Source organism: Erysipelothrix enhydrae, assembly GCF_035066605.1.
Taxonomy (GTDB): Bacteria; Bacillota_I; Bacilli_A; order Erysipelotrichales; family Erysipelotrichaceae; genus Erysipelothrix; species Erysipelothrix amsterdamensis.
The window spans coordinates 287761-300305 of record NZ_CP125807.1; the positions used below are offsets into that span (position 1 = coordinate 287761).

General features: G+C 37.6%; 10 protein-coding genes. 4 read left to right on the forward strand and 6 right to left on the reverse strand.

Annotation, left to right across the window (positions count from 1 at the left end; all coding sequences use genetic code 11):
- Nucleotides 1-81 precede the first annotated feature (81 nt).
- From LLS04_RS01575 to LLS04_RS01585, 3 genes are all read right to left on the reverse strand, one after another.
- Entirely contained in the window at nt 82-1485 is a 1404-nt protein-coding gene (locus LLS04_RS01575; RefSeq protein ID WP_323611555.1) for a murein hydrolase activator EnvC family protein, read from the reverse strand.
- Nucleotides 1486-1570: 85 nt separating this feature from the next.
- Nucleotides 1571-2329, reverse strand: coding sequence for a tyrosine-protein phosphatase (locus LLS04_RS01580; RefSeq protein WP_323611556.1), 759 nt, complete (start codon nt 2327-2329; stop codon nt 1571-1573).
- Between the two features lie 114 nt (nt 2330-2443).
- Nucleotides 2444-2890 (reverse strand): hemolytic protein, encoded by a 447-nt coding sequence (locus LLS04_RS01585; protein WP_323611557.1) that lies wholly within the window; start codon nt 2888-2890, stop codon nt 2444-2446.
- Between the two features lie 224 nt (nt 2891-3114).
- Here LLS04_RS01585 and LLS04_RS01590 point away from each other — a divergent pair, with 224 nt between their 5' ends.
- The 3 genes from LLS04_RS01590 to LLS04_RS01600 are packed head-to-tail and all read left to right on the forward strand — an operon-like array spanning nt 3115 to nt 6578.
- Nucleotides 3115-4539: an ABC transporter permease gene (locus LLS04_RS01590; protein WP_323611558.1), complete on the forward strand. Its 1425-nt coding sequence runs from the start codon at nt 3115-3117 to the stop codon at nt 4537-4539.
- A 10-nt stretch (nt 4540-4549) separates the two neighbouring features.
- The gene (locus LLS04_RS01595) at nt 4550-5242 is read left to right on the forward strand and encodes an ABC transporter ATP-binding protein (protein ID WP_323611559.1); all 693 of its coding nucleotides are present in this window, start codon (nt 4550-4552) and stop codon (nt 5240-5242) included.
- Nucleotides 5235-6578: a PASTA domain-containing protein gene (locus LLS04_RS01600; protein WP_323611561.1), complete on the forward strand. Its 1344-nt coding sequence runs from the start codon at nt 5235-5237 to the stop codon at nt 6576-6578. The genes LLS04_RS01595 and LLS04_RS01600 overlap by 8 nt, the downstream gene beginning before the upstream one ends.
- A gap of 41 nt (nt 6579-6619) precedes the next feature.
- Here LLS04_RS01600 and ppdK read toward each other — a convergent pair whose 3' ends face one another.
- Complete coding sequence (ppdK, locus tag LLS04_RS01605) at nt 6620-9214, reverse strand: pyruvate, phosphate dikinase (protein WP_323611563.1); 2595 nt, start codon at nt 9212-9214, stop codon at nt 6620-6622.
- Nucleotides 9215-9393: 179 nt separating this feature from the next.
- Here ppdK and LLS04_RS01610 point away from each other — a divergent pair, with 179 nt between their 5' ends.
- Nucleotides 9394-9840 (forward strand): hypothetical protein, encoded by a 447-nt coding sequence (locus LLS04_RS01610; RefSeq protein ID WP_323611564.1) that lies wholly within the window; start codon nt 9394-9396, stop codon nt 9838-9840.
- Between the two features lie 32 nt (nt 9841-9872).
- Here the strand turns inward: LLS04_RS01610 and galE are convergent, their stop codons facing one another.
- Nucleotides 9873-10886 carry a UDP-glucose 4-epimerase GalE gene (gene galE, locus LLS04_RS01615; protein WP_254006847.1) on the reverse strand — a complete coding sequence of 338 codons (1014 nt, stop codon included), beginning with the start codon at nt 10884-10886 and terminating at the stop codon, nt 9873-9875.
- Nucleotides 10887-11016: 130 nt separating this feature from the next.
- Nucleotides 11017-11775: a hypothetical protein gene (locus LLS04_RS01620; protein WP_323611566.1), complete on the reverse strand. Its 759-nt coding sequence runs from the start codon at nt 11773-11775 to the stop codon at nt 11017-11019.
- Nucleotides 11776-12545 lie beyond the last annotated feature (770 nt).

The following is a 12545-nucleotide window of genomic DNA, read 5'->3' on the forward strand; positions in this document are numbered from 1 at the left end:
AACAAAAGAATAACTTTGTTCTTCTTTTTTGTCAATGGATATGTTCAAAAAAAATAAAAAATCGAGATTTTCACTCGACTTTTAATATTCTGCTTCATAGGTGTAATTAAATAGTTTCATGGGGTTTTCGCGACAGGGTGCATCATGATTATTCATTTCACAACGTTTCTCCCAACCATTACCCCAATTTGCACCACCCGTGCCAAACGTGATATTTCCATCCCATCGATCGTATGCAGCCTCAATACTATCAGATCCAAGATAATAAATTTCAAGATGTAGGTGAGGACCAGAAGATAATCCTGAAGATCCCATATTCGCAATCACATCACCAGCGCGAACCACAGAACCCGGTGACATCTTGAACGAGTTTTCTTCAAGATGCGCAAACAGCGCTCCATAAACCTTTCCATTCACACTAAACATCATTGTAAGATAATTACCCCATCCCCCATTACAATTTCCACGAGGATAAGAGCCATAGGTTGGACAGCCACCTTGCGTTCCCGTAATTATTCCAGACCCTGGTGCTAAAATATCCATTCCAACACGGGCATCAATATGCGCCAGATCGACCCCCATATGACGACCACCCTTCGCATAATGCCACGTACCCGTTGATACCCAATAGTTCGACTTAAGCGGTCGTACAAATCCATTTTCATTAGGTAAATTACGCAGGTCTAAGAACAATTTATTTTCAAAACTCAGCTTTTCTTGAACCTCTTTACTTTGATCTTCAAGAACTTGATGTTTTGCCATTAACGATTGAATTAAATCTCGAACTTCCATCTGATAAACTTTAATGTCATGTTCCTCTTTTTTAACTGATGCTTCCTTCGCTTCCATTTGTTCCTTCTGAGAAAGTAAGTGATCTTTCTCTTCATCAAAAGCCTTACGCGCTTCAATCAATTCATTAACGACCCCATCATTACTTTGCTTAATACGAGTTAAGCCTTCCATTCTTCGAATCAAATCTACAAAATCTGCAGCACCAAATACAAAATCGATATAATTATTAACATAAAGCGAAGATTGCGAAGCGCGAATATTAAGCTTTACCTTTTCTTCCAATATTTTAATTTTTTTCTCAAACACTTCAATCTTAGCTTCCGTCTCAACAACATCAGCTTCGATCGTTCGAATACTCTCTTGTATTTCTGTAACACGTTCTTTTAAAACAAGAATTTCTTTTTGATAAACCTCTAACAATTCATTATTATCTTCAATTTCTTCTAAAACAGTATCTTTCTGCTCACGAATACGCCGCAATAAGGTTTCCGAGTCGGCAAGTTTTTCATTAATATATTCTGTGAATCCGGTACATTCGTCCTGATGATCGCGAGCCTTAGCACCCGAACACAATTCATGATAATACCCCTCATCACGCTCATAGTCTTTACGTGAAAAGGCATCGATGGGTTGAATACCAATCAATGCGAACACGAGAATAACATTAATACATTTTTTAAAACGAGATGCCATGAATCTAAACCCCTCAAATCACTTTGTGAAACTTTCGTGAATATTATACCATAATTTATAATAAAACGATTGCCAATGGCAACCGTTAGATTTCAATATAAATTTGTTTAAGTGTTTCCACATCTTCATCTGAAAGTAATAGACCTTTAGATACATAGGTTTCAAAGTCTCCGTAGATTTCTTTAATCGCATCCCATGCTTCTTTGAGATAGCTTGTATCAACCGTCATGTATCCCCGAATATTATCTACTTGATCGTCCGTTAGATTTTCTTTAACCTTAAATCCCGCCAATTCTTTTTCAACAAGTTCATGAGTCATCGTATTGGTTTCAAGGTAATCCGCTAAGATTTCTTCATCACTCGCACCCAATATTTTAAGAATTTGAGCCGCCGCGAAACCTGTTCGGTCCTTACCTGCTGTACAGTGAAAATAGAGAGATCCCTCTTTATTATTAAGGAGATATTTAAAAAATGTACGATACTCATCACGAGCGTAGTGACTTTCCACGAACAATCGGTTTAAACCTTTCATGTGTTCCGTAGAAATTTCACGTCGATATTTAAGTGCCATTTTCTCCGGGTCTGCATTTTGTTGTGCTTTGGTCATGATATCAAGATGAACATCTTCAACACCATCAATGACCATATTTGGCTTTTCTTCAATTTCACGATCGGATCGTAAATCAATAACCGTTTTCAAGTGGTATTCATTGATGAGATGTGCAATTGTAGTCTCATCCAAATCATATAAGGGACCCCCTCTTAGAAGTTTATGGTATTTTACGTGGCCTCCCTTTACAGGAATCCCTCCTAAATCTCTAAAATTACGAATTTTATGATGCATATTCAAACCCTCCTTAGCTTTTATTATAAGGGTTTTATGTTTTCAAAGTAACGTTTGGTATCAATCTCTTTATTTTAGATATAAAAAAACACCCGATGCCGGATGCTTTTTATATTATTTTCCTGAACAGCTGAATGAACCTTCTGATTCAAGAACTGCTTTAACAGCATCAACGTTTAAGTCTTCTTGATCAAGAATTATTTTTTGACCAGACTTGCTTAGGTATGAGAAATATTTCTCTAATTGAGTACCTTTAGCAACTGCAAGATCGACAGTTGTTTTAACTGTGATTGCGGTATCGGATTTCTCATATTCAAAGGTAACACCATCTGTTACTTTTGATTCAGCAAATTGCTTATACAAGTCATCATAGGTATTCATTTGAGTTGCTTTATCCATTTGGATTACGGTTTCTTCTTCTAAACCAACAACCTCAGAATTTTTCACTTCCAACTTAAGTGTACGTTTAATGCCATCAGCTTCTACTGTACAAACGTTCTTATTTGCGGAACATCCGACAAGTACAAGTGAAAATAATACTGCTACAATTATTTTTTTCATTTCCTTCTCCTTTTAACCGTATAAATCATATCATAAATTTAGTTTTACGGAATGAAATTTTATTAAAAACCAACATAATTTTGAAATGTTTATACACTAATCCACTTCAATTCGCACATAATATAAATATCTTTTCCTCTTGTGTTATTTTTCTTGCTTTACGGTAATGTAAACGCTATTATAAATTCAGGCGTACTATTGCAAGCAGTACAGTAGGAGGTATCATGAATCATTTTAAAAGAGCCTGGTTGAGTGTCTCACGACGAAAAGGGAAATCTTTAATTCTTTTAACCGTTGTATTTATACTCGGTAACTTAATCGCAGGAACATTTGCTATTAAACAAGGCACATCACGTGTTGAAACAAATCTTAAGGAGAAGCTGGGTTATAATGCAACCGTAGCGCTTGACTACGAAGCCTTTGATCGTATTGATTTCGAAACGCTTAAGATTAGCGAATCAACCATTCAAAAATTAGGAAAACTCCCTGAGGTCGCATTTTTTGATTACGCGTTAAAGCATGATATTCAATCGCGTTCTCTAAAATCCTATCAAATGCCTCATGCACGAGATCGTGCAGATACTGAAGAGCCGATTCACTATTTCTCATTTCAAGGTGTCGAATATCTTGACCTTCTCGATACGAAAACCGGTCGTATCGAACTCACGTCAGGACGAACCTTTACCGATGATGATTTAAAGTCTGATGTCTATCCAGTCATTCTTTCGGATTTAGTTATGACTGAAAATAACATTCGTCTTGATGAAGTCATCGAACTTAAAACGATGCTCCCTAATTATGGTGTTAATGAGAGTGAAGCAGCGCAAAACATAAGCTTTAAAATTAAAGTTGTAGGATCGTTTAAACCGGTATCGTTTAGTCAAAAATCCGATAATGAAAACTGGGGTCTTGCCTCCATGTATAACCGAATCTACATTCCTAATCATCGTTTACGAACGCTACGTGCTGAAGAAGCGAAGATTGCGGAAGCACAAGGGATTGATATCCTCGGTAATGACTCAATCTATAATGAAGAAAAATATAACTATAGAGATTCCGTATTTGTGATGGAATCGGAAGCAGATTTAAACGCATTTACACAACAAGCAAAAGAGCTTTTGGAGGATGGCCTCATGGTTCGCACCTCCCAACAATCGTTTGAAATGATTGCAGCACCCATGGCAATGTTGAATGTGATGGCAGACTATACCTTAAAAGGTGCAGCCATTACCACAACGATCGTGCTTTCCCTTGTGGTGATTCTCTTTTTAAGAGATCGCAAACATGAGATGGGAATTTATCTTGCGTTAGGAGATCGTCAATGGGGTGTATTAGGGCAAGTAACCCTTGAGGTGCTTATGATTACACTTATGGGTCTAACCTTGTCGTTTGGAACGGGTTTAATGCTTGCGAATAAGGTCTCAGATGTTCTTATTTCGGATTCTTATATGGATGACGTATTTATTGACACGGAAAGTTCTTATCTCCCTTCAATTAATATGATTGAAGTGAATGAAGATTATCGCATTGAACTGTCCCCTTCTTATGTCTTGTCTGTCTATCTCTTGGGTGCAGGTGTTGCGGTTGCTTCAAGCATCCTTCCAATGTTTTATGTTACACGCATGAAACCAAAGAAAATCTTAATGTAGGAGCGCGATCATGAAACTATTAGAAACCAAAAACATTAATTATTTTTACCAAGATGGGGATCAACGTCGCTTTATTTTACGTGATGTAAATACCAGTTTTGAAGCCGGTACCTTTTATGCCATTTTGGGCCAATCCGGATCTGGAAAAACGACCTTTTTATCCCTACTGAGTGCACTTGATACACCGCGTGAAGGTGCTGTTTACTATAAAGATAAAAACATCTCCGAGATTGGACTTGCCGAGTATCGACGCGACCAAATAGGAATTATCTTTCAAAGTTATAATCTTATTCCTCATTTAACGGCTGTCGAAAATGTACTTGTAGCCATGAACATCACTGCCAACCAACTTCCCGAAGAAACAAAAGAAGTTGCATACAATCTTCTTGATTTTATTGGCATTACCCGAAGCAAGGCCGATCGTCTTGTAACCATGCTTTCCGGTGGAGAACAACAACGAGTTGCGATTGCGCGTGCCTTATCAACCAATGTGGATGTAATTCTAGCGGATGAGCCGACTGGTAACTTGGATGAAGAAATGGAAGCTGAAATCATTAATATCTTCCAACATCTTGCCCATGATCACCAGAAATGCGTTATTGTTGTGACGCACTCCCAAGAAATCGCTAAACAAGCCGATAAAATTTTATATCTAAAAAAAGGATCATTGGAAGAAATTAGTAGAGGTGACTTGAATGAGTAATTTTCTTGATCAGTTTAAACCCGGTGTTTATGACCGAAATAAAATACATATAGGAACTGAAAAATCTGAAAAGAAAGTCATAGAAATGGATGACCTTGAATCCACAAGCACCTATCAGGATGAGGAGCGCTTCTATGTGCGTGAAGAAGAAACGGAACTTGATCCCTCCTATAAAGCAAAAAAACAAAAAAAGATGGTTTTTATCGCAATCGGTATGGTCCTATCACTGCTGCTCATCGGTGTAATTTGGAATAAACAATCTCATACAATCATGCCTGACTTTACAGACAAACAACGTCAAGAAGTCGAGATATGGGCTAAAAGACACAAAGTCGAAGTAGACTTCAAAGATGAATTCAGTTTGGAATACGATGAAAATGTTATCATCTCACAAGAATTCGAACCCAAAACTAAAATCCGTAAAGGCAGCTTGGTAAGTGTCGTGATTAGTAAGGGACCCAATCTTGAAGAAGTCATTAAGCTCCCTGATTTTGAAAAACTTAATGGAACTGAAATCAATGCATGGATTGAAGACCAAAAAATGCGTTACATCCAAGTCGAAAATGTATTCTCCAAAGATGTCGCAAAGGGTAATTTTATCTCATTTGAAATAAAAGATAAAAATGTAACGAAAGATCATTTCCAACGTAAAAACAAAGCACTTATTAAAATTTCTAATGGACCGGAAAAATACGAAAAAAACATCATCGTTCCAGACTTTAAAAATCGAACAAAGATGGATATTGAACTTTGGGCAAAAGAAAAAGAATTTGTAAGTAACTTTACCTATGAAGAACAATTTGATGACAAAATCGAAGCAGGCGGTGTGATCTCACAAAGCGTGAGTGCAGCAGAGAAAGTTGCGAAAAATGATGAACTTACCTTCGTAATTTCAAAAGGGAAAGCCGTACGTGTTCCTGATTATTCCTCTTCTGATCTCAATACTTTCGATACAATCAATTCAATGGGTGCCCAAGTAATTCAAAAACAAATTTACACAATGAATTACCCCTATGGCGCTTTTGTTGAACAAAACACAGAACCAGGAACTATTCTAAACGATGATCCTGAGACGATTGTGATTGTTTACTACTCCATTGGTCAACCTTATATTAAAGGTCTTGTAGGCTTGACAGAAGGCGATTTACCGGCTTATTTCTATGAATTCAGTGGTAAAGGCGCACACATCACCTATGATGTGACTCGCGTTGCGGAATGTGGTGAAAAAGGAACGGTTGTACGTGCTTCCAAAAACAACCAATTTGTATCCACAACCGACCATATTAATATCTACATCAGTGATGGTACCAAAGCATGTGCCTCACCCGATGCCTAAACAATACAAAAAACACCTCGTTTAAAACGAGGTGTTTTCTTTTAGACAGTTTGTGCTGCACTAATGCGTGCAATAGGGACACGATATGGTGAACAGGATACATAATTAAATCCAGCATCTCTGAAGAATTTAACCGAACGTGGATCACCACCATGTTCACCACAAATTCCAATCTTTAAGTCTGGTTTTACGCCGCGTGCTTTTGCTATCGCAAGTTTAATTAATTGTCCTACACCCTCCTGATCTAAAGATGCGAAGGGATCATTTTGATAAATACCTTTATCATAATAATCTTTTAAGAACGTTCCTGCATCATCACGTGAAAACCCATAAGTCATCTGAGTTAGATCATTGGTACCAAATGAGAAGAATTCTGCCTCTTCCGCAATCTTATCAGCGAGCAAGCATGCACGCGGAAGCTCAATCATGGTACCAATACGATAATGAACTTCTACTCCCGACTTCTCAATTAATGCATCCGCAAGGTTTCGAATACGAGTTGCGAGATAATTAAACTCATCGACGTCACCTACAAGTGGAATCATGATTTCTGGATTCACATGGTGACCTTTTTGATTGACATTGATTGCAGCTTCAATCAATGCTTGTGTTTGCATAAGCGCAATTTCAGGATACGTGATTGCAAGACGACAACCACGATGTCCCATCATTGGATTATATTCATGTAACGATCTCATGACTGTCTTAATCTCCGCAACGCCCAAGTTCATTGATTCTGCCAATTCCTCAATTTCTTGGGTTGTGGTTGGCATAAACTCATGTAAGGGTGGATCGAGATAGCGCACAGTAACACTTCGATTTTCCATTACCGTAAAGATTGCTTCGAAATCCTTTCGTTGAATGGGTAAGATTTTCGTTAATGCAGCCTCACGTTGTTTGGGTGTTCTACTTAATATCATCTCACGCATTGCACGAATACGATCACGTTCAAAGAACATGTGTTCAGTACGAATTAATCCTATCCCTTTCGCACCAAACTCAATTGCGGTTTGCGCATCACTTGGTGTGTCGGCATTGGTGTATACATCAATGGGACTCAATGCATCCGCCCATTCAAGGAGGGTTTCAAATTCCTGTGACATGGTTGCTTCTTGTGTTTTAAGTCGACCATGGTAAACACAACCGGTTCCTCCATCAATTGAGATTTCGTCACCGAGTTTATAAACCTTACCATCAATTTCACAGGTATTATCTTCATGCACAATCACATCACTGCATCCTACAATACAGGATTTCCCCATCCCACGCGCTACAACCGCAGCATGTGAGGTCATCCCACCACGACTTGTGAGAATTCCCTCAGCTAGATGCATCCCCTCAATATCTTCAGGTGATGTCTCTAAACGAACTAATATAACAGGTTTTCCTTTTTGCGTGTATTTGACTGCCGTAAGCGTATCAAAGACGATCATACCACTTGATGCACCGGGTGATGCCGGTAATCCTTTCGCAATCGGTTCAATTGTTTTTAGGTTTTCGGTATCAAATTGAGGATGGAGTAATCCATCCAAAATGGATACATCAAGATTGTTGATGGCTTCTTGTTTGGTAATGGTTCCTTCATGAACCATATCATAAGCAATTTTCACAGCTGATTGAGCCGTTCGTTTTCCACTTCGTGTCTGCAACATAAAGAGTTTTCCTTTCTCAATGGTAAACTCCATATCTTGCATATCATGGTAACGCTTTTCAAGTTTTTCTGCGAGTCGTTCAAATTCATGATATGCCTCTGGCATCGTTTCTTTGAGTGTTGAGATGGGTAGCGGTGTGTGTGTTCCCGCAACAACATCTTCTCCTTGAGCATTGTATAAAAATTCACCGTAAAGTTCATGCTCACCGGTTGCCGGATTTCGAGAAAACGCAACACCTGTAGCACACCCTTCGCCACGATTTCCAAAAACCATTTCTTGAATATTTACCGCAGTTCCCCAATCATCGGGAACATCATGCATTTTACGATAATACTTCGCTCTTGGATTATTCCAACTTCTAAAGACTGCCTCTACAGCATGCACCAATTGAACTTGAGGAGAATCCGGGAATGGTTCACCCACTTCAATACGATACGTTTCTTTAAGACGTTGAATCAATTCCTTTAAAGCGATAACACTCAAATCATGATCACTGTCAACACCATATTTATGGACCACTAAAGCAACCTCACGATCCATCTTCATCTTTTCAATCCCCATAACCACATCCGCATACATTTGAATTAGACGTCGATACGAGTCATAAGCCATCTTTTCATTATCTTTGGCCAGCGCTTCGACCACTTGATCATTCAAACCGAGATTCAAGACGGTATCCATCATCCCTGGCATAGAAACTCGAGCACCACTTCGAACGGATACAAGCAATGGTTTATCCGTTCCACCAAACGTTTTACCCGTTAACGATTCCAACTTTTTAAGATTTTCAAATATCTCATCAAGGATGTTTTGCGCGATCGCATGATCTTTTTCATAGTAATGAAGACACGCATCCGTACTGATTACAAATCCTTGAGGTACCGGTAACCCCAAATTGGTCATTTCACAGAGGTTTGCACCCTTACCACCTAGGGTTGGACGCATCGCTGCACTTCCTTCAGAAAACATGTAAACATATTGCATATAGAAAAGCCCTCCTTATACACTTTCAATTATACATTGTCCGTTTTATTTTTTGGGTGCACGCCAACAAGGTAGTACCTACAAATTTTAAATCTCACCGTAATTACACAATGATAGCAATATCCTTAAAGTAACTGTTATATCTTAGTGATACAATGACTGTAAAGGGGGGCGTGTTTATGAAGCGTTTCATGGTTTTTGTAATCTTACTTATTGCACTTACTGGATGTAATGCGAAAAGCAGTGCTGAGTCGATGCATGATGGAATCCGAACTGTAAGTCATACGGATCTTTGTTTATCCACCATACAAAACGAACTGTCTATAGTTAACGAAGGGTTTTACTTCATACGCGATACCCAGGACAATGCTTATTTTTATATTTACTCGAAAGCACGTAACTTTGAACAGATGAGTATTTCCAACCAAATGATTGATAAGGTACCTCACGTTATTTTTACTGCTACAACCAAAAATCTTGTCTATCATTATGATGAACCAAAACTTGATGGATTTATGGCTGTGAATGTGAATGAGCAAGTGGGGCAATTTAAGTTTATGGTAGACGGGAATGAGATTTATCCACAAATTATTACTTCCCGCATTCAACTTGAATCAGCACGTTAAAAAAGAGATCGCGTGCGATCTCTTTTTTAAGATTATTGTTCATATCCGTTAGGATTTGATTTTTGCCAGTTCCATGAATCTTCACACATTTTATGAAGATCGCGTTTTGCTTCCCATCCTAACTCTTCACGAGCTTTTTGTGGATCGGCATAACATTCCGCAATGTCACCAGGACGACGTTCTTTAATTTCATAAGGAATTTCATGTCCCACAACATCACTAAATGCTTTAACCATCTCAAGAACCGAATAGCCTTGACCTGTACCAAGATTATAAACGCGGTATTCCGGTGTTTCTGTCATTTTCTTAAGGGCTGCCACATGGCCTAAAGCAATATCAACCACATGAATGTAATCGCGAACACCACTACCATCAACCGTGTCATAGTCATCTCCAAATACAGATAGATGATCTAATTTTCCAACTGCTACTTGAGTAATGTAAGGTACAAGGTTATTTGGAATACCTTTTGGATCTTCACCAATCGTTCCCGATTCATGAGCACCAATTGGATTAAAGTAACGTAAAATTACAACATTCCATGAAGGATCCGCAATATTTAAATCACGCAACATATCCTCTGCCATGAGTTTTGTACTTCCATATGGACTTGTCGTGGAAAGTGGGAATGTTTCATTGATTGGAACCGTTTTAGGTGCTCCGTAAACTGTTGCGGATGAACTAAAGATAATATTCTTTACATTATTATCACGCATTACCTCACAAAGTGTAAGTGTACCTGTAATATTATTTTGATAATACTCTAAAGGTTTGGATACACTTTCACCAACTGCTTTTAAGGCTGCGAAATGAATGACAGCATCAACGGATTCTTTTTCAAAGATTGCATTTAAGCTTGGTTTATCAAGAACATTGGTTTCATAAAACGTAACGGTTTTTCCAGTAATTGCTTCAACACGTTTGAGTGCTTCGACACTTGAGTTACTTAAATTATCAACCACAACAACTTCAAATCCTTGGTTTAATAATTCAACACATGTATGACTCCCAATATAACCAGCACCACCTGTAACTAAAACTTTCATACTACCTCCCAAGGCCAATTCTTGGCTTCTTCTAAGTTTATTTTATCAGTTTACAAGATTAATGCAATGTAATAAAAAAACAAGAAATGTTATTTTCTTGCTTTTTTTATTGCGTAAATTTTACTAATATTTACTGGTATAGCTGAGTCATGTCGATGAATGCATCAAAGTTTGGGAATGACATTTCTACTGAATCATTTAACCCAACTACTTCAATCGTAATCAATAATTCCATCGATTCCATTGATTTTTTTTCGGTGACCATGAAACTCAGGTCGATGTTCTCAATCTCTTCCCCAACCTTCACAATCGCTTGACCTTGCTTGAAATCTAAGTCCACATCTTGACCTTGTTCTTCCAACGCATTTTTAAAAGTTTCGGATTGTAAGAAGTCATTTAAGTCAAAGGTATACACCAGTTGATTGTTTTCCGATACAACGGTTGCTTTTTCAAAATTAATATCAACCGGTTCTGATTGCATATCGTTAAGTGGTAATTCTAAGAACATACCAACTTGTGGAATTTGTTTAAGATCGATCTTCATTTTTTGTTCCATAAAGTCCATATAAACATCAGAACCTTTTTTATAGATGTTCATTGATGCATCTTTTTCATCAGGTACGTTGATTTTGAAAATCAAATCAAAATCAAGGACTGATTCACCTTTCGCATATTGTATTCCCATATTTGCGGATACCGCATCATTAAGCTGTTCACGCTTTTCTGGTTTCATCTCAAGTGTTAAGTCCATATCAATTGCATTTGCGTTCATTAAACGATCTGAAGCTTCATTGAGCTTTGCTTTTTGTTCATCAGTTGGTTTGTTTGATTTAGAACATCCTGATACCAAGACAAGAACGATTAAGATCGTAGTCATTATTTTTTTCATTTTTTATTCCTTTCTGGGTCTAAGACTGACCTTTTCTATTTTGAAAACGATTAGAAATTCAACACAAACACGCATACCGCTATAAGTAGCACGTGACTGTTTACTCCAGTTTAAGATAATGTAGGCGTTTTAGGAGTTGGTATTGTTGGTATTGTTGGTATAGATGCTAATGTTATTTCCGTAAATTTTTGTATTGCTAAAAGAGGGTATCAATCTATAATTCAAGCCTTCTACATCATAGTCATTTGCTTGTTTAAATGTGTATCCACACCATTGTTTTTGAAGTGTTTTATATGGCGTTCCTCACTTATCCGTAGCCGTTTCTAAATAAGAAATAGTTTTACATCACCATGATATTCAATAACCCGTTCTTTTCAAAGAATCACAATCAATACTTCTTTTTCATCGACATATACAACATTAAGGATTTCATCGCTTTAATTAGTCTATATGGGATAATTATGCTAAATCCATCTGTTTGAAAATTTCAATTATACACAAAAGTATCCTAATTTCGTTTAATAATTAAAAGACAAAAACTCCTTTTTGACTACCTACAATCCATTAAACACATATACGGACACTTTTCTACAACGACATCGTATCATTTCCACACATAAAGACCGCTTTCTTGTCCTGAAAAATTCAATTTTTGTCATAAAATGAACGCTTTTCACAAAACGTTCATTTTAGAAGCGCAATCAGGGTGGTTTTTGTTGATGAAGCGTAGTTTTTCACAAGATAACGAAAACCAGTATCATTTAGACCTC

What these genes read in the sequence shown, in the direction of transcription:
- LLS04_RS01575 (WP_323611555.1), bottom strand. Translation starts at nt 1,485, where the DNA reads ATGGCATCTCGTTTTAAAAAATGTATTAATGTTATTCTCGTGTTCGCA.
- LLS04_RS01580 (WP_323611556.1), bottom strand. Translation starts at nt 2,329, where the DNA reads ATGCATCATAAAATTCGTAATTTTAGAGATTTAGGAGGGATTCCTGTA.
- LLS04_RS01585 (WP_323611557.1), bottom strand. Translation starts at nt 2,890, where the DNA reads ATGAAAAAAATAATTGTAGCAGTATTATTTTCACTTGTACTTGTCGGA.
- LLS04_RS01590 (WP_323611558.1), top strand. Translation starts at nt 3,115, where the DNA reads ATGAATCATTTTAAAAGAGCCTGGTTGAGTGTCTCACGACGAAAAGGG.
- LLS04_RS01595 (WP_323611559.1), top strand. Translation starts at nt 4,550, where the DNA reads ATGAAACTATTAGAAACCAAAAACATTAATTATTTTTACCAAGATGGG.
- LLS04_RS01600 (WP_323611561.1), top strand. Translation starts at nt 5,235, where the DNA reads ATGAGTAATTTTCTTGATCAGTTTAAACCCGGTGTTTATGACCGAAAT.
- ppdK (WP_323611563.1), bottom strand. Translation starts at nt 9,214, where the DNA reads ATGCAATATGTTTACATGTTTTCTGAAGGAAGTGCAGCGATGCGTCCA.
- LLS04_RS01610 (WP_323611564.1), top strand. Translation starts at nt 9,394, where the DNA reads ATGAAGCGTTTCATGGTTTTTGTAATCTTACTTATTGCACTTACTGGA.
- galE (WP_254006847.1), bottom strand. Translation starts at nt 10,886, where the DNA reads ATGAAAGTTTTAGTTACAGGTGGTGCTGGTTATATTGGGAGTCATACA.
- LLS04_RS01620 (WP_323611566.1), bottom strand. Translation starts at nt 11,775, where the DNA reads ATGAAAAAAATAATGACTACGATCTTAATCGTTCTTGTCTTGGTATCA.